Source organism: Geobacter sp. FeAm09 (genome assembly GCF_008330225.1).
Taxonomy (GTDB): Bacteria; Desulfobacterota; Desulfuromonadia; order Geobacterales; family Pseudopelobacteraceae; genus Oryzomonas.
The window spans coordinates 1,752,735-1,768,960 of sequence record NZ_CP042466.1 but is presented as its reverse complement, the minus strand read 5'-3'; the positions used below and the strand labels follow the sequence as shown (position 1 = coordinate 1,768,960).

Genomic DNA, 16,226 nt, shown 5'->3' with positions numbered 1-16,226 from the left:
TCAAATCAGTAACATTGCATCGCCGTAGCTGTAAAACCTGAAACCGCGGGTAACGGCCTCCCGGTAGGCGTCGAGAACGAAGTCCCTGCCGGCAAAGGCGGCCACCAGCATGAGCAGCGTCGATTCCGGGAGGTGAAAATTGGTTATCAGGCCGTCCACCACCCGGAAGCGGTAGCCCGGGTAGATGAAGATGTCGGCCTCGCCGGCGCCGGCCCGGATGCTGCCGTCGTCACCAGCGGCGAATTCCAGCGCCCGGGCGCTGGTGGTGCCGACCGCCACCACCCTTCCCCCGCGTTCCTTCGTGGAACGGATGGCAGCGGCGGTTTCGGCGGGAATGGCGTACCATTCGCGGTGGATGCGGTGCTCCTCCACCTGTTCCACCCGCACCGGCTTGAAGGTCCCGAGACCGGTATGCAGGGTCAAACGGGCGCTGCCCACCCCTTGGGCCGCCAATGCAGCCAAAAGCTCACGGGTGAAATGGAGGCCGGCCGTGGGTGCGGCCACGGCTCCGGGGGCGGAGGCGATGACCGTCTGGTACCGTTCCCGGTCCTGTTGATCGTCATCGCGCTGGAGATAGGGGGGGAGCGGGATGTGCCCCTCCCGCTCAAGCCACGTATCGAAAGGTTCGGCGCCCGTGAACGCCACCCGCCACGACTCCGGCCCCTGGCGGACGACCACCCGCGCCGTCATTCCGGCGGCAAGCAGAATCGGTTGTCCCTCCTTGAAGCGTTTCGAACCGCGCAGGAGACATTCCCACTCGTCTCCTCCGGGGGATAACCGCTTCACCAGGAACAGCTCCACCCCCCCGCCGGTTACCTTGGTGCCGAACAGCCGGGCCGGAATAACCCGCGTGTCGTTCATCACCAGCAGGTCGCCGGGGCAAAGATGGCTCCCCAGGTGGGCGAAGACATCCTCGCCGATGGTTTTCGCGGTGCGGTCCAGGAGCATCAGGCGCGACGCGTCACGCTCGGGAGCCGGATAGCGGGCGATCAGTTCCTGGGGCAGATGGTAATTGAAATCCTTGACGAGCATAACCGTACGACCGTTCAGCGAATGTCAGAGAGCTTTTTCAGTTCTGTGCCGGGATAATAGTACGAAAGGATCTCGGCGTACGAGAAACCTTCCAGGGCCCGCTGTTTGGCGCCCCACTGGCAGAGCCCCACGCCGTGTCCGTTGCCGAGGCCGGAAAACACCGCATCCCCGTTGGCAACCCTGACGGTGAAATTGGTGCTCTTGATGACCCCGTAGCCGACCGCCTTGCGGAACTGGTCGCCCGGTATGGCCACTTCGCCCCGCTGGGCCAGGGCGATGACGTTTTTCAGCCGCCCCCGGCTGTTACGGGCACCGCCCCGGATGTCTGTCAAGCCTGCCGCCCTGAAACCGGCGGCCCTGAGCCTGTCTTCCAACTCTCTCAGGGACAGCTTCTGGTCCCAGGAGCTGGACGGCGACAGGAGGCAGTATTGGCAATCGACCCCCTTGAGATAGGGGATGCTCGCCCCCCACACATTCTCCGCCGCCTCGGTTTTGCCGCCGCAGTTGGAATGATAGAAGGCCTGAATGACGGCGCCGTTGTACGTCAGCACCTCACCGGCCGTTTCGGAGACCCCGCGCCGCGCACGGCTGTCCTCGATCTCGCAGCCGTTATACACCTGGTCGATAACCGACGACTCAAGATGGTACAAGGCATTGCGCCGGCTCTCCCGCCGGTTGACCGCGTAGGTCCTGGCGATCACCGCCTGGGCCTTGATCGCCTCGATCGGCCAGGCGGAGGATATCTCGCAATTGATCAAGCCCACGAGGTAGTCTTCGAGGGGCAACTCGTTGACAACCACCAGCCCCTTGTCGCCGAAGCTTATCTCGGCTATCCCCCGGTACGGTTTCCCGTTGATGGAGACTGCCGAAGCCGCCGAGAAGACCAGGCGGCGGCAGGCGACGCCGTCCACCAGCACCTCGCCACGGCCCGCCTTGACGCTCGCCGGAGCCCGCACAGCAACGGCAGCGCCGTTTTCCCGCACCGCCAGGAGGCCGTCGCCGTCCACGGTGACCCCTTGGGCATTCTTGACGATTGCGACCCTGATCGTATCGGCCGGAAGCGCGGCATGGCTCCTGCGCCCCGCTGAAGCAACAAAGGCCGTGACAATCAAAAACCCGACCAGGAATATGCGTATCTTTATCAGTTGCAAAACTCGATGATAAGACCACATAAACAGGCTTCCTGTCAATTTGTTTTAGCACCCGGGCACGGTGGCCGCCGCGCGGAACAGCCGGGAAAATTTACCGTTGTAAAGTGGCTGGAGACTGGTTACACTGGCCCCCTCATGACTCGCTTCCGCGCTGACATATCACGGCCATGCCCGTCAGGCCCCACGGCATTTCCCGGCGGAGGTCGCAGGTGACGGCACTGCTCTCGCTCAAAAACCTGAGCACCTGCTTCAGAACCACGAAGGGGGTCCTGCCGGCGGTCAACGACGTTAGCCTGGAGATCCACAAGGGGAGCACCGTTGCCCTCGTGGGCGAATCGGGGTCGGGCAAGTCGCTGACGGCGCTCTCCATCATGCGGCTCGTCCCCTCGCCCGGCTTCATCCGTTCCGGCTCCATCACCTTCGACGGCACCGATCTCGTCCCGCTCTCCGAGGATGCCATGCGTGCCATCCGGGGCAGCAGGATATCCATGGTGTTTCAGGAACCCATGACCTCCCTCAACCCGGTCCTGCGCATCGGAGAACAGATCGGGGAACCGCTGCTGCTGCACCGGGGCATGTCACGCCGCGAAGCGGCCGAATACGGCGGGGAGCTGCTGCGCAAAGTGGGGATACCGTCCCCCGGCGACCGCATGCGCGACTATCCCCACCAGTTGAGCGGCGGCATGCGCCAGAGGGTGATGATCGCCATGGCCCTGGCCTGCAACCCGGCGCTCCTGATTGCCGACGAGCCGACGACCGCCCTGGACGTCACCATCCAGGCCCAGATCCTTGAGCTGATCGACTCCCTCCGGCAGTCGGCGGACATGGGCATCCTGCTGATCACCCACGACCTGGGCATCGTGGCCGAGCGCTCGGAGCGGACCTGCGTCATGTATGCCGGCCGCATCGTGGAATCGGCCCCGACGGCGGAGCTCCTCGCCGCCCCCCGGCACCCCTATACCGCGGCGCTTTTGGCATCCCTGCCCCAGAACGCACCGCCGGGCCAGCCGCTTGCCACCCTGCCGGGGCAGCCGCCGGGCCTGACCAATGAACTGTCCGGGTGCGGCTTCTGCGAGCGCTGCCCCGTCGCCGGTCCCCCGTGCCGCACCCAGGTCCCCGAACTGGAAGAGGTTTCTCCCGGACACTACGTACGCTGCTGGAAACGCCTATGACACCCGATCAGCCACTTCTCAGCGGGGTAAAGCTCCGCAAACAGTTCCGGGTCAGCGCCGGGCCTGCCTCGCAGACCGGACTGCTCACCTCGGTCGACGGGGTTGACCTGGAGATCGCCCGGGGAGAAACCGTCGGCATCGCCGGCGAGTCCGGATGCGGGAAATCGACCCTGGGCAAGCTCCTGGCCGGGCTCATGCCTCCCGACGGGGGCGAGGTCCGTTACTGCGGCAGGGCGGTCAAGACGCTCCCGCCGGCGGAACGGGAACGGTTCCGCCGGCGAACGCAGATGATCTTCCAGGACCCCTTTTCCTCCCTGAACCCGCGCATGCGCATCGGCGATTCAATCGCCGAACCGCTGGTCATTGCCGGCGGCGGTTCACGGCAGACCATACGCGCCACCATGCTGCAACTCCTGGAGGCCGTCGGCCTGAAAGCGGAGCACGCCGACCGCTTCCCCGACGAATTCTCCGGCGGCCAGCGCCAGCGCATCGGCATCGCGCGGGCCCTGGCCTCATCGCCCGAGATCATCATCGCCGACGAACCGGTCTCATCCCTCGACATCTCCATCCAGGCCCAGATCATCAACCTGCTCCAGGCCATGAAGTCCGAACGCCACCTGACCATGGCCATCATCTCCCACGATCTTTCGGTCCTGCGGCATATCTGCGACCGGGTGCTGGTCATGTACCTGGGGGTGATTGTGGAGAGCGCGCCGGCCGCCCTTCTCTTCCAGCAGTACCAGCACCCCTACAGCGAGGCGCTGATCGCAGCCATCCCGCGCATCAGCGGCCATCAGGGGCACACGGCGGTCATCCTTGCCGGCGACCTCCCCTCGCCCCTGGCCATCCCCCCGGGGTGCCGGTTTCACCCCCGCTGCCGCTATGCCGTCGAACGGTGCCGCACCGTCCAGCCGGTACTGGAAGAAAAACGGGACGGCCACTTTGCGGCCTGCCATCTGAGCAAGGACATCTTTCCCCGCTGACCGGCGTCCGTTTCTTCGGCCGGCAGCGCGGCTCCGCCCCTCTTTGCCCTTGACAGCATAGAAATCAATATATATATTTTTTAAATATTCATATATGCGAGGCACATCGATGGAATTTAATGTCAATAAGCAATTTGCCGCCGAGGCAGAGGTCTTGAAGGTCCTGGGCCATCCGATCAGGCTCAAGATCGTGGCCGGCCTCTGCACCCAGGAATGTAATGTAAAACATATCTGGGAGTGCCTCAACCTCCCGCAAGCCACGGTGTCCCAACACCTGGCCCTGTTGAAGCACAAGGGGATCATCGAGGGGAAACGGGAGGGGGTCGAGGTGCATTACAGCGTCATCCACCCCCTGGCCAAGAAGATCATCGCCGCACTGTAACAACAGGATTCAGGCCGGTTTCACCATGAGATAGATCACCTCGTAGGTTGCAGGAATCTTGCCGTCAGCCAGGAAACGCCGCCGGTAGGCCTCGGACATATCGCTGATAATCCCGCGCCACCCGAGCCCCCCGGTGCCGCCCCGCGACGCCGTTCCGGCGCCGATGCCCTTGATGGACGAAAGCAGCCCGGCCACGTCGGAGTGATACTCCATCTCGATCTCGCTGGTCACCAGCGCCTCCCCCATGTCAAGCCGCTCCACCGCCTGTTGCACCGCCTCAATCCCCATGAAACGATGCAAACGCCCCATACGCGGGTCGTCCCCCGACGCGCGCCGGGCGAGCGCCTCACGATAGCATTCCTGCAACTCCCAGAGCGTCGCGCCGCCGAAGAAGGCCAGGGCGATCACCCCATCCCGCTTGACGACCCTCCGGCACTCTTCGAGACAGCCATCCAGGGAATCGAGCCATTGCAGGGTCGATGCGGACACGACGAGATCGAACGCGTCCTCCCGAAACGGAAGATGCTCCGCATCCCCGTTGACGAGCAGGCACTCCTTGCCCCCCTTGGCGCCGGCCTGAACGAGCATGTTGAAGGCCAGGTCGAGCCCGCAGCACAGGACGTCCGGATAGCGTCGTTTCAGGGCGCCCGCCAACGCCCCGGTACCGCAGCCGATATCCAGTGCGGCGTGGGGCTCCCTCCCGACGTGCGCCTCCAGCAGCTCCATAAGGCGCCGCACCACCCGCTGCTGCACCGAGGCGAAACGGTCGTATGCCGCGGCGTGCCGGTGAAACGAGGTGCCGACCTTGCGTCTGTCAAACACGGCCATGCACCTCCCGGCTGAAATCCGCAAGCTGGGCATTGAACTCGTCGCAACGGGTCATAAATGGCGCATGGCCGCAGCCGGCGTACACCACAGGGCGGCAGGCGGAGAGCCGCTGTGCCATGTAGGCCGAAGCCGCAGAGGGGCAGATCGGATCGAGTTCGCCGCTGATCACCAGGGTCGGCCGGTCGATGGCCGCAAGTTCCGGCCGCACGTCGGCCGCCGCGAGCGCGGCCAGGGATTGCAGCGCCACCTCCGTTTCCGGGGCGGACACCCCGGCCACCAGGGCGCGGATCTCGTCGGCGCGGCCACTTGCATCCAGTTCGCCGGGGGCGAACATGCGGGCGCAGAATCCTTCGAGGGCCCGCTTCAGGTTGCGGCGGACCTTGAGGGCCATGCCCTCGGCCTCCACCGGGGCGAGCCCGTGGGGAAAGTCCACCCGGGAGGTGAAGCAGGGCGTGCCGCAGATCAGGGCCACGCCGGCCAGGCGCTCCCTGAGCAGGGGAACGGCGCCTATGGCCACCTGGGTACCCAGGGACCAGCCGGCCAGCAGGGCGCCCCGCAGGTCGATGTGGCGGAAAAGCGCCGCCACATCGGCAACGAAGACCTCGCGGCGGCATCCGGCAGAGCCCTGGGGGGAGTCTCCGTGGCCGCGCAAGTCCGGGGCGATCACGCGGAAGCCCCCGGCGGAGAGCTGGTCGAATTGGAAGCGCCAGACGGCAGAGGACATGCACCAGCCGTGGACCAGCACCAGAGCCGGCCCCTCCCCCTGTTCCCGGTACCAGAGGCGCTCACCGCCAAACCCTTCATACCACGGCATCAGATAACCCCCAGACACCGGCCCACCGCGGTGATCCGTTCGGCCGCCCAGGCCAGGTCGTCGTCGCCGTGGGTCGCCATGAGGGTGCAACGGAGGCGGCAGGCGCCGGCAGGCACGGTCGGCGGCCGTATCCCCTGGACATACAGGCCTTCGGCCAACAACTGTTCCGAAAACTTCATGGTGGTGTCGGCCTGCCCGGTCATGATCGGCACGATCTGGGTAGTGCCGTCGGGGAGGGTGAACCCGGCCGAGCGCATGCTGTCTCTGAACAGGTCGCTGTTGCGGCGCAGCCGGTCCCGCCGGCTCGCCCCCTCCGGCGACTGCACCACTTCAAGCGCCGCCAGGGACGCCGCCAGCACCGACGGCGGCAGGGAGGTGGAAAAGATAAAGCTGCGGGCGCGATTGAGCAGCAACTCCCGCAATTCCTGCGAAACCGCGGCATAGGCGCCGTAGCTCCCCAGGGCCTTGCCGAAGGTGCCCATGAGAATATCGATGCCCTCCGTGATGCCCAGCATTTCGGCAGTCCCCCTCCCCTGCTCTCCGAGAACCCCGCCGCCGTGGGCGTCATCCACCATCAGGAGCGCCCCGTGGGCGGCCTTGAGCCCGACCAGTTCCCTCAGCGGGGCGATATCGCCGTCCATGCTGAAGACGCCGTCCGTGACGATCAGGGCCCGCCCGTTGCCGCGCTCTTTTTCCAGCAGCCGGGCCAAGGCGCCGTGGTCGTTATGGGGATAGCGCACCAAGCGGGCACCGGACAAAAGCGCGCCGTCAATGATGCTGGCATGGTTGAGCCGGTCGGAGAAGATGACGTCGCCGCGCCCGGCCAGCGCCGAAATGATGCCCGTATTGGCGGCATAGCCGCTGTTGAAGAGCAGTGCCGCCTCGGTCTGCTTGAAACGGGCCACCGCGGCCTCCAGCCGTTCATGCAATTCCATGGTGCCGGACACGAGCCGCGAGGCGCCGCTTGACACGCCGAACCGTCTCGCTGCGTCGGCCGAGGCCTCGATCAGGGCCGGGTGGTCGGCAAGCCCCAGATAGTTGTTGGAGCAGAGTAACAGCACCTTTGTGCCATCCATCTCCACCCACGCCGACTGCCCCCCCTGAACAAGGCGCGTCCTGCGGTACAACCCCCGCTCCCGGATCTGCTCCAACTCCTGCCGAATAGAAATCTCCATATATACCCCCGCATGGTCAACCCACAGAACCTTGCAGGTTGACAAATCCGACAAAAAAATAGTTATCCCACAGGCAGGGAAAACGTGAAGGCCGTCCCTTCATTCAGACAGCTTTTGAAGGCGACCTTGCCCTTGAGATAGCGTTCTCCGAACAGTTTCATGCTGTAGGTGCCGATACCGCGGCCCGACGACGACTTTGTGCTGAAGGAGCGCTTGAACAACTGCAGCTGCACCTCCGGGGGGATGACACCCGGGTTGTGCACCGCAATGGTTACCCAGCCGCCCGCCGCAGCCGCCGAAAGGGTCACCACCCCGCCCGCAGGCGTGGCCTCAAGGGCATTCAGCGTCATATTGCCGACAATCCGCCGCAGGATCGTCACATCGGTCATGACGGTGCAATTGGGCCCATCCTGCACCACCAACTCCCTGCCGGGAACCCGTTCATGATACTCGAACAGCCGCCTGACCTCATGCAATACCGCCCGGATGCCGACCGTGGAGACTTCGGGCACGAACTCCCCCTGCTCCGCCTCCAGCAGGGTGCGTTGCCCCCGGATTTCGTCCAGCAGGTTTTCCGAGAGCGCCACCAGCCAGGAGACATATTCGGTTTGCACGCGCTCGGGCACATCCTCCTGTTCCGCCAGGAGGGAGGCCAAGCCATGGATCCCGCCGGTCGTGTTGATCACGTCGTGGAAAAAGAGGCGTTCCAGTACCTGCCGGCGCTTCTCGTCGCTGATGTCCTGGAGCGCCAACACGGTGAACTTCCGGTCACGGATCTCAAGCGGCGTTGCCGTTGCCTGCATATCGAGGGCGAGCCCCCCAGTGCCCTGCAGCGTGATGAGACACTCCCGCACCACCTGTCCGCCGCTCTGCTGGCTGTTCAAAAGGGCGAGCACCACGCCGCATACGGAACACCGGTCCCCGGTGCCGCACCCGGCCGGGAAATCGCCGGCATGGGCGCAGCGGAGCGCTTCACCGAGGCGCTTGCCGACCAGCGCGGCATCGTCGGCAGCCCCGGTGAGTTTGAGCACGTTACGGTTGAAAGCCACAAGCTGCCGCTGTTCGTTCACCAGCATCACGTAGCCCGGCATGGCCTGGATGAGGGCATCCACCATCTCTTCGAGGAGAACGGCCCGCCGCTGTGCCGCCAGAACTTCGCTGGAGGCCAGTCCGGCAGGGGCAAACCGGGTCACGGGAATCGTCGCCGAACGTTCATCTGCCATGAGCCGCCCCCCTACAGGCAGGACGCAAGCCCCCGTTCCGCCAGGCGCTCGACGACCTTTTTCACGTCCTGAGCCCGTTCACGGTCGCACACCAGCAGGGCATCGGGAGTCGAAACCACCACGAGCCCCTTGACCCCGACCGTGGCCACCACCCGGCCGTCGGCGTAGATCAGGCAATCGGTCGAATCAATCGCGATGTGACCGGCGGCGTTGATGCAGACCGTACCCGAGGCGTCCGGGGCCACCACCTCGGGCAGCGCGCTCCAGCTCCCCACATCGCTCCACCCCATTTCCACCGGCACCACCTGCACCTTGGACGATTTTTCCATAACGGCGTAATCGATGGAAACGCCGTCTATCGAATCGTACATCGCCTTGATCTGCGCCGCCAGATCGGAAATCTCCCAGACATCGCCGGTGAACGAGATCCCCGACAGGGCCCGCCCCAGGTCGGGCAGATAGAAGGCTATCTCACTTAAGATCGTATCGCAGCGCCAGAGGAACATCCCGCTGTTCCAGAAGAAATTTCCCTCTTCCAGGTAGCGGACCGCCTGTTCCAGGGGAGGCTTTTCCACGAAACGGCGCACCGGGAACGGCCCGTCGCCGCGCAGTTCCAGATCGGCCTCGATATAGCCGTAGCCGGTTTCGGGACGGGACGGCATGATGCCCAGGGTCACCAGATAGCCGTTGCGCGCCGCATGGCCGGCATGGACCAGGGTTGCCCGGAGGCTCTCCTCGTCCTTGATGAAATGGTCCGCAGGCAGGACCGCCATGATCCCGGCCGGGTCGTGGGCGGCGATGACGGCGGCGGCCAGGCCGATGGCCGGGGCGGTATTCCGGGCGGACGGTTCGGCGATGACATCGATGGGCACGTCCCGGTAGCCGGAGAGCTGCTGTTCGGTTTCTTCGGCCTGGATCTGGTTGGTGATCACCAGGATGCGTTTGGGATGGAGCGGCAGCACCCGTTCCACCGTCCGCTGGAGCATGGTCCTGTCCCCGGTGATGGAGATGAGCTGTTTGGGACGCGCAGCCCGGGACAGGGGCCAGAAACGGGTGCCGGAACCGCCGGCAAGGATCACGATATACACAGGAGCCCCTTCCTTACTTGTATTGAATGCGGTCTATGAAATCGGCCACTTCCCGGGCCAGGCTGCCCAGGGTTTCGCTGGTGTCGAAGACATCCCACAGGGTCTGGCGGAAATAGGCCACCTCCTGGCCGGTGGCGCCGTCGTACAGTGCCGCGGTGATGGATATGCGAAAACGCCCGAGCCTGGTAAAGCGCCCCTTCAGCACCAGCGCCGTCCCGCCGGCCTGACCGTCGCGGGCAACATCCTGATAGGTATGCCGGGCGCGGACGTAACGCTCTATCTGTTCGGCCAGTTCCACCGGCATCCGGGCGTAGCGCCGTTCACGCTCGTTCATACGCCCTTCCGGGACGCTGGTGTACAATTCCCGGTTCAACTCGAAGTTGCGGATGACCAGAGACTTGTAGGTCGCCATCGGCTGCCTGTTGGTGACGACCTCCTCGTCCACCACCGTGGTGGAGGTGGCGGCACAAGCCGACAGCACCAGCAGCAAAACAATGACGACAATATATTTCAAAAAGTTATACATACATAGCTGCGGCAAAACTTTAAGACGCATCGGGCACAGAACAACGATTGTAATCATCGTCGAAACGGACGATATCGTCTTCACCCAGGTACTCGCCGCTCTGCACCTCGATGACGACCAAGGGGATCTTTCCGGGGTTTTCCAGGCGGTGGTTCTTCCCGATGGGGATAAAGGTGGATTCATTGACATTGACAAAAAGCACGTCGTCGCCGCAGGTGACCTTGGCAATGCCGGACACGACGATCCAGTGCTCGCTGCGGTGATGGTGCTTCTGCAACGACAGCCGCTCTCCCGGCTTGACCTCGATGCGCTTGATCTTGTAGCTGGTGTTCTCGTCCAATACGACGTAAGAACCCCAAGGGCGCTCTCCCCGTTCCATGAACATCTCCCTCTCGATAGTTATTTCCTCAACCTCAAATAGGACCGCAGTGCCTCCCGCCACGGCTGCGGCCGATAGCCGCCGTCACGCGCCAGCTTGCCGCAGTCGAGCGGCGAATGGAGCGGGCGTCTCGCCGGGCGGTTCAATTGCTCGGTGGTCATGGCGGTGACCGTTACCGCCATGCCGGCCTCCTGGAAGATGGCGCGGGCAAAATCGTTCCACGAGCAATACCCTCCGTTGGCGGCGTGGTACACGCCCCGGCACCCCTTTTCCATCAGGGCCACGACGGCGTGTGCCAAGTCCACGGTCCAGGTGGGCGAACCGACCTGGTCGTCCACCACCGAGAGTTCCTGACGCTCGGCGCCGAGGCGCAGCATGGTTTCGACGAAGTTTTTGCCGTGGTGGCCGTAGAGCCACTGGGTGCGGACGATCAGGTGGTCGGGGTTGACGGCCGCGTTCATCTCGCCGGCCAGCTTGGACTCGCCATAGACGTTGAGCGGGTTGGGGGCGTCGTCCTCCAGGTAGGGTGTCCCCTTGCCGCCGTCAAAGACATAATCGGTACTGATCTGGACCAGGCACGCTCCAATCATGCGGCTCGCCATGGCCAGATGGGCCACCCCTTCCCCATTGACCTGCATGGCGGTTTCCTGGTTGCTCTCGCAACCATCCACATCGGTGTAGGCGGCGCAATTGACCACCACCGACGGGCGCACCGCCGTGAGAACGCGCTCGACGGACTCCAGGGAGGTAATGTCGATCCCGTCGATATCCACCCCTCGTCCCCGGTCGCCGAGCAGGGGGAGCAAATCCCGGCCCAGCATGCCGTTGGCTCCAACCACCAGAATCATTGTTTGCTCCCGTATTGCTGCGTGTAATAGTCGCGGTACGAGCCGGAAGTGACCTCGGCCACCCACTCCTGATGGGCCAGGTACCAGTCGATGGTTTCGGCGATCCCCTGTTCGAAGGTATAGGCAGGCTCCCAGCCCAGATCGCGCTTCAGCCTGGATGCGTCGATGGCATAGCGGCGGTCGTGGCCGGGACGGTCCTTGACAAAGGCGACCAGGCTGCGATTCTCGCCGGCGGCGCGCCCCAGCCGGGCATCCAGCAAGTCGCAGACCAGATGGACGATATCGATGTTCTTCCACTCGTTGTTGCCGCCGATATTATAGACCGAGCCGGGCGCGGCCTGTTTCAGGACCGTTTCCACCGCCACGGCGTGGTCCCGCACATGGAGCCAGTCGCGCACGTTGAGGCCGTCGCCGTAGACCGGCAGCGGTTTGCGGGTGATGATGTTGTGGATCATGAGCGGAATCAGTTTTTCGGGGAAATGGTAGGGGCCATAGTTGTTGGAGCAGCGGGTGTTGAGGGTCGGCATGCCGTAGGTTTCGTGGTAGGCCCGCACCAGGAGGTCCGCCCCGGCCTTGCTGGCCGAATAAGGAGAGTTGGCGGCCAGGGGGGTCTGCTCGGTGAAATAGCCGGTTTCCCCCAAGGAACCGTAGACCTCGTCCGTGGATATCTGAAGATAGCGGAAATCGGGCACCGCCCCGGACTGCCAGTGCCGGCGGCTCTCCTCCAGCAGGACCTGCGTCCCCAGCACGTTGGTACGCACGAAGATCTCGGGGCCGCTGATGGAACGGTCCACGTGGGATTCGGCGGCAAAATGGACGACGGCATCGACCGCCCGTTCCTTCAGGATGGCTGCCACCAGCGCGGCATCGCAGACGTCCCCCTTGATGAAGCGGTAGCGGGGGTTGTCCTCCACCGCGGTCAGGTTTTTCAGGTTGCCCGCGTAGGTCAGGCAATCCAGATTGGTCACGGCGCAGCCGGGGTTGGCGGCGACGAAGGAATGGATGAAGTTGGAGCCGATGAAGCCGGCGCCTCCGGTCACGAGAATGGATGTGGGCTTGAATGGCATCTCGGGCGGTTCTCCTCAGGGACGCAAGGTGTTAACCGAAAAAATGTACCATATTTGCCGACGGTCTGCGAACAAAAAAACTCTCGCCGGAGCAGGGGCTAAGCCCGGCGCTTGCCCGTACGATGAAGTTGGTATATAAAACAGGGACCATATCCCAACCAAGGAGGAAAAAAACATGGCAGAAGCAACCTGCCGGTGCGGAGCGACCAGCCACAGCCACATGTGCATGCTCAGAAGCAACGGGAAAACCGAGGAGATCGCACGCATCACCACCGATCCCAAGTTTTACTGTTTCACCTGCGGCGCCGAGGCGAACTGCGCCGAGAACCTGTGCGAACCGGCTCCCATCACGGCTTAGGGCGTCCAGCGCCTTCGAGCCACTCCTTCTTGCAGCAGAAGGAAGGAAGCCCTCCGGTGGCAGTCAGCAGGACGGTCACGGCGTTACCGACCTCATCGACCGTTATGTCGGCCATGCACTTGGCAGCGATGGGGCACGGGGGCGTAGTGCCGAAGGTCGTGCAGGGCGAACAGGGCAACTTCTTGTTGAGCACCAGATGGCGTTCTCCCTGGGGCGCCCACTTCCTCGCCCTCCCCGGCCCGAACAGCGATACGGTCGGTACCCCCAGCCCCACGGCGATATGCAGCACGCCGGAATCGCCGCTCACCAACAGGGCACTTTTCTGAATAACCGCCGCGGTTTCGGACAACGAGGTCCGACCCGCCAGGTTCAGCCCCGTGCCACCGGCAACGATCATCTCTCCCTGTTCCTGATCTTCCCCACCCCCGACAACGACAACCGCCAACCCCACGGCAGCCAGCATATCAGCAAGATTTCTGAATTTCTCAGCCCCCCAGCGCCGTTCCGGGATGCTGGCGCCGGGAAAGAGCGTTACGAAGGCCCTCCCCCCACCCCCTTCCAGAAGCATATTCGCTTTTTCAGCCGCTTTGGGGGGGACAGCGAGAAAGAGCGCAGGGACCTCTGCCCTTGCGATACCCAACGGCGCAAGCAGCCGGTAAAAGCTGTCGATTTCACAATCGTCCTGGGAATAGGCTATTGCGTGGGTAAACAAACGCGCCCGCTCGTTGGTGGCAAAGCCGATCGATACGGGCGCACGAGTCATGCGGGCCACAACGGCCGACAGGCGGTGCCACTGTTCCGTATCGATGACCACATCGTAGGTGGTCCGCAGGGCGCGGAACAGCTCAAGCGGTTTGTCGTAGTGGAAGACATGGCGGACATGGTGAGAGAGATTGAATACGGCACTATTACGCTTTTCGGCAAGAATATCGATGGCCGCATCCGGGTATGTTGACTTGATGGCGCTTATGGTGGGGATAAGATGTACGGCGTCGCCGATGCCGCCGGGGCGGATGAGGAGGATGGAGGAGGGAGGCATGTAAACCATATCCGTAGTAAGGCATGATGGTTTCAGGATACGGGTCAAAAAACCACCAATTTTTCTGTCTAATCGCTTCAAAAATAATGTTTGCATCACAAAGAAGTCGCTTTTAGGCTTATGGCATGAGGCATTTGGAAATTATTCTATATTCTTAAGGCGCTGTTTTAAATACTTAGCTATCGGCATAAGACCAGCAGCTATCTCATAATTGGATAACTTGACATTTTTTTGTATTGCTTTGCGTTTATTTAACATTATCGGTATTTTTTTCATAGAATCAAACTTACCTCTCAAATATGGTACCCACTTTCCTTTCATAAAACAAAAAAATGCGAACGAACTTAATTCATATATAAGTCGTTGGTGAAGATAGCGAAACATACATCCAGAAGGGACATTCTTGATCCAGACCCAGACATTGTTACGGGAAAAATAGTACACACTGTTATCGTTCAAAGTTCCAAGCGACGCGCTTACTTTGTGGTATACCACGGCTTCTGGCACATAAATACATTTCCAGCCAGACAGCCAAGCCCTGAGGTTAAAGTCAGTGTCTTCATGATTGAAAAAAAAATCGTCATCAAGAAAACCGATTTCATCCATCATCTCTCTGCGATAGAGAGCCGCAGCAGCGCAGGCACCATGAACAAACATCCGTGTAGAAAAATCTCGGTGGCAACTAAGGCTTCCAAGCTTTGTACCAGTGAAAGCGGTCGTAAAAATGTCACCGACACTGTCTATCATGTCGGTACCGTCAATTATTATCTTCGAGGCGCTTATGCCTATTTTGTTGTCGTTCACCATGCCACGGTAAAGCGCACCAAGCCATCTTTTTTCAGGCCGCGTGTCGTTGTTGAGAAGGGCAATGAAGGAGCCACGTGCCTGGTCCAAGCCAGCTAGGTTACCACCAGTAAAACCACGATTTTCTTCAAGCCGCAACAAACAGACCGTTGGGTAGTTCTTCTGTACCAACTCTGGCGAACCATCACTTGAGCCGTTATCAACCAGTATAACCTCAAAATCGGAAAAATCCTGACTTAGGACGGCATCAAGGCAGTCTCTCAGCAAATTTATGCCGTTCCAATTCACAATTATTACGCTGATTAAACACATTTTTTGTACCTAGTTCATGGATATTTCTACAAAAAAATATTACTCTGTCGAAACATCTCAGATAGTTGGGCACAGAAATAGACCGTAGCCCTTTTCCTCCAGACGCTGCTCCCGTTTCACAAAGGTGCCTAGCGGTCGACAAGACTGCTCACTCGGTCAGTCTCCCCATCTTTCCGATCAAATAATCCCAATACCCTCTGCATATCATCAGGTATTTTCGGAACCGATTACGCTCGAAAAACAAGATATTCACCAATTCGGCAAAAAACCTTTTTCTGTCAGTCTTCAAGAATCCGGGGAAGAGTTTGCCATACTGCTTCTGCACCAAAAACCTGTTTCTTGTTATGTAGTAACGTCTGGTGCAGGAGTGATTTGAAGTAATTAGCGTAAGGTAAAGAAATTTGTTTTTCTTCAGTTTTGTACCTATACAGTGGTGCAACACCGCACGGTTCGACTGGACCACCCGGTATCCATGGGTTTGAAGCCTCAGGCAGTATTCATGGTCGACAAAATCTATGAAAAAATCATCCCTGTAGGGCCCGACAACCCGATAAATATTCAGATTCAGCAGATTCCCTGAGGTCCAAGCAGTCAGAACCTCTTCACGGTAAGGCTTATCAACAGGTGGAGTGTCAATATCGGTGAGATGAAAGGGTGACACAATCCCCACCTGTGACACCTCGCCCGGTTCAAGGCATCCCAAGAGGGCATCGACCATGTCGGCGGTGGCCGAGCTATCTTGGTCCATGGTGAGTAGATAATCGTACTCTTCCTGAATGGCTCTTTCCGCGCCTATATTAAGCGCCTTGGCAATCCCAAGGTTACTCCCATTGGGAATATAGTGGACTTTTTTCTCAGCTATAAGTGGCGCAAGATGGACCGCTTCATAATCGGAATTGTCCACAGCATATACCACATCAACCTGATCGAGGTAGGATCTGATATTGTCACAGACCAAACCATCGGGATTGTAAAGCACGACTACTGCGGCAACTTTCGGGCGACTTGGGGATATTGGAACCATCTAAATTACTCTCAAAGTAAC

General features: G+C 61.2%; 18 protein-coding genes. 4 read left to right on the top strand and 14 right to left on the bottom strand.

Annotated features, from left to right (window positions below; genetic code table 11):
• Both queA and FO488_RS08370 read right to left on the bottom strand, forming a co-directional pair.
• Nucleotides 1-1,032, bottom strand: coding sequence for a tRNA preQ1(34) S-adenosylmethionine ribosyltransferase-isomerase QueA (gene queA, locus FO488_RS08375; RefSeq protein ID WP_149210144.1), 1,032 nt, complete (start codon nucleotides 1,030-1,032; stop codon nucleotides 1-3).
• A 14-nt stretch (nucleotides 1,033-1,046) separates the two neighbouring features.
• Nucleotides 1,047-2,183 (bottom strand): SpoIID/LytB domain-containing protein, encoded by a 1,137-nt coding sequence (locus tag FO488_RS08370; protein ID WP_240732222.1) that lies wholly within the window; start codon nucleotides 2,181-2,183, stop codon nucleotides 1,047-1,049.
• Between the two features lie 209 nt (nucleotides 2,184-2,392).
• On the opposite strand from FO488_RS08370, the gene FO488_RS08365 reads away from it, so the two are divergent.
• The 3 genes from FO488_RS08365 to FO488_RS08355 all read left to right on the top strand — a co-directional run bounded on the left by FO488_RS08365 (nucleotide 2,393) and on the right by FO488_RS08355 (nucleotide 4,720).
• The gene (locus tag FO488_RS08365; RefSeq protein ID WP_149210142.1) at nucleotides 2,393-3,355 is read left to right on the top strand and encodes an ABC transporter ATP-binding protein; all 963 of its coding nucleotides are present in this window, start codon (nucleotides 2,393-2,395) and stop codon (nucleotides 3,353-3,355) included.
• A complete protein-coding gene (locus FO488_RS08360; protein ID WP_149210141.1) occupies nucleotides 3,352-4,338 on the top strand; it encodes an ABC transporter ATP-binding protein in 987 nt (328 codons plus the stop codon). The genes FO488_RS08365 and FO488_RS08360 overlap by 4 nt, the downstream gene beginning before the upstream one ends.
• A 109-nt stretch (nucleotides 4,339-4,447) precedes the next feature.
• Nucleotides 4,448-4,720 (top strand): helix-turn-helix transcriptional regulator, encoded by a 273-nt coding sequence (locus FO488_RS08355; RefSeq protein ID WP_149210140.1) that lies wholly within the window; start codon nucleotides 4,448-4,450, stop codon nucleotides 4,718-4,720.
• Between the two features lie 9 nt (nucleotides 4,721-4,729).
• On the opposite strand, the gene FO488_RS08350 is transcribed toward FO488_RS08355, so the two are convergent.
• From FO488_RS08350 to rfbB, 9 genes are all read right to left on the bottom strand, one after another.
• Nucleotides 4,730-5,542 carry a methyltransferase domain-containing protein gene (locus FO488_RS08350; protein WP_168205947.1) on the bottom strand — a complete coding sequence of 271 codons (813 nt, stop codon included), beginning with the start codon at nucleotides 5,540-5,542 and terminating at the stop codon, nucleotides 4,730-4,732.
• A complete protein-coding gene (locus FO488_RS08345) occupies nucleotides 5,535-6,362 on the bottom strand; it encodes an alpha/beta fold hydrolase (protein WP_149210138.1) in 828 nt (275 codons plus the stop codon). Before FO488_RS08345 ends, FO488_RS08350 begins: the two co-directional genes overlap by 8 nt.
• Entirely contained in the window at nucleotides 6,362-7,537 is a 1,176-nt protein-coding gene (bioF, locus tag FO488_RS08340; protein ID WP_149210137.1) for an 8-amino-7-oxononanoate synthase, read from the bottom strand. The genes FO488_RS08345 and bioF overlap by 1 nt, the downstream gene beginning before the upstream one ends.
• A 62-nt stretch (nucleotides 7,538-7,599) precedes the next feature.
• Nucleotides 7,600-8,760, bottom strand: a complete 1,161-nt coding sequence (locus tag FO488_RS08335; RefSeq protein ID WP_149210136.1) for a sensor histidine kinase KdpD — start codon at nucleotides 8,758-8,760, stop codon at nucleotides 7,600-7,602.
• A gap of 11 nt (nucleotides 8,761-8,771) precedes the next feature.
• Nucleotides 8,772-9,848, bottom strand: coding sequence for a mannose-1-phosphate guanylyltransferase (locus FO488_RS08330; RefSeq protein ID WP_149210135.1), 1,077 nt, complete (start codon nucleotides 9,846-9,848; stop codon nucleotides 8,772-8,774).
• 13 nt (nucleotides 9,849-9,861) lie between these two features.
• Nucleotides 9,862-10,362 carry a hypothetical protein gene (locus FO488_RS08325; RefSeq protein ID WP_149210134.1) on the bottom strand — a complete coding sequence of 167 codons (501 nt, stop codon included), beginning with the start codon at nucleotides 10,360-10,362 and terminating at the stop codon, nucleotides 9,862-9,864.
• A gap of 31 nt (nucleotides 10,363-10,393) precedes the next feature.
• Nucleotides 10,394-10,753 (bottom strand): cupin domain-containing protein, encoded by a 360-nt coding sequence (locus tag FO488_RS08320; protein ID WP_205743386.1) that lies wholly within the window; start codon nucleotides 10,751-10,753, stop codon nucleotides 10,394-10,396.
• A 20-nt stretch (nucleotides 10,754-10,773) separates the two neighbouring features.
• Entirely contained in the window at nucleotides 10,774-11,601 is an 828-nt protein-coding gene (gene rfbD / locus FO488_RS08315) for a dTDP-4-dehydrorhamnose reductase (protein ID WP_149210132.1), read from the bottom strand.
• On the bottom strand, nucleotides 11,598-12,668 hold the full coding sequence (gene rfbB / locus FO488_RS08310; RefSeq protein WP_149210131.1) for a dTDP-glucose 4,6-dehydratase: 1,071 nt from the start codon (nucleotides 12,666-12,668) through the stop codon (nucleotides 11,598-11,600). Before rfbB ends, rfbD begins: the two co-directional genes overlap by 4 nt.
• Before the next feature lie 175 nt (nucleotides 12,669-12,843).
• Between rfbB and FO488_RS08305 the strand changes: the two genes are divergently transcribed.
• Complete coding sequence (locus FO488_RS08305) at nucleotides 12,844-13,026, top strand: hypothetical protein (RefSeq protein WP_149210130.1); 183 nt, start codon at nucleotides 12,844-12,846, stop codon at nucleotides 13,024-13,026.
• Here the strand turns inward: FO488_RS08305 and FO488_RS08300 are convergent.
• From FO488_RS08300 to FO488_RS08290, 3 genes are all read right to left on the bottom strand, one after another.
• The gene (locus FO488_RS08300; protein ID WP_240732221.1) at nucleotides 13,016-14,074 is read right to left on the bottom strand and encodes a glycosyltransferase family 9 protein; all 1,059 of its coding nucleotides are present in this window, start codon (nucleotides 14,072-14,074) and stop codon (nucleotides 13,016-13,018) included. The two genes, FO488_RS08305 and FO488_RS08300, sit on opposite strands and share 11 nt — an antisense overlap.
• Before the next feature lie 132 nt (nucleotides 14,075-14,206).
• A complete protein-coding gene (locus FO488_RS08295) occupies nucleotides 14,207-15,181 on the bottom strand; it encodes a glycosyltransferase family 2 protein (RefSeq protein WP_149210128.1) in 975 nt (324 codons plus the stop codon).
• 148 nt (nucleotides 15,182-15,329) lie between these two features.
• Nucleotides 15,330-16,205, bottom strand: coding sequence for a glycosyltransferase family 2 protein (locus FO488_RS08290; protein WP_149210127.1), 876 nt, complete (start codon nucleotides 16,203-16,205; stop codon nucleotides 15,330-15,332).
• Nucleotides 16,206-16,226 lie beyond the last annotated feature (21 nt).

Bases quoted from the DNA above. Each gene is read 5' to 3' on its own strand.
- FO488_RS08305 (WP_149210130.1), top strand. From the start codon at position 12,844: ATGGCAGAAGCAACCTGCCGGTGCGGAGCGACCAGCCACAGCCACATG.
- FO488_RS08290 (WP_149210127.1), bottom strand. From the start codon at position 16,205: ATGGTTCCAATATCCCCAAGTCGCCCGAAAGTTGCCGCAGTAGTCGTG.
- queA (WP_149210144.1), bottom strand. From the start codon at position 1,032: ATGCTCGTCAAGGATTTCAATTACCATCTGCCCCAGGAACTGATCGCC.
- FO488_RS08320 (WP_205743386.1), bottom strand. From the start codon at position 10,753: ATGGAACGGGGAGAGCGCCCTTGGGGTTCTTACGTCGTATTGGACGAG.
- FO488_RS08295 (WP_149210128.1), bottom strand. From the start codon at position 15,181: ATGTGTTTAATCAGCGTAATAATTGTGAATTGGAACGGCATAAATTTG.
- FO488_RS08300 (WP_240732221.1), bottom strand. From the start codon at position 14,074: ATGGTTTACATGCCTCCCTCCTCCATCCTCCTCATCCGCCCCGGCGGC.
- FO488_RS08360 (WP_149210141.1), top strand. From the start codon at position 3,352: ATGACACCCGATCAGCCACTTCTCAGCGGGGTAAAGCTCCGCAAACAG.
- FO488_RS08355 (WP_149210140.1), top strand. From the start codon at position 4,448: ATGGAATTTAATGTCAATAAGCAATTTGCCGCCGAGGCAGAGGTCTTG.
- bioF (WP_149210137.1), bottom strand. From the start codon at position 7,537: ATGGAGATTTCTATTCGGCAGGAGTTGGAGCAGATCCGGGAGCGGGGG.
- rfbD (WP_149210132.1), bottom strand. From the start codon at position 11,601: ATGATTCTGGTGGTTGGAGCCAACGGCATGCTGGGCCGGGATTTGCTC.
- rfbB (WP_149210131.1), bottom strand. From the start codon at position 12,668: ATGCCATTCAAGCCCACATCCATTCTCGTGACCGGAGGCGCCGGCTTC.
- FO488_RS08345 (WP_149210138.1), bottom strand. From the start codon at position 6,362: ATGCCGTGGTATGAAGGGTTTGGCGGTGAGCGCCTCTGGTACCGGGAA.
- FO488_RS08335 (WP_149210136.1), bottom strand. From the start codon at position 8,760: ATGGCAGATGAACGTTCGGCGACGATTCCCGTGACCCGGTTTGCCCCT.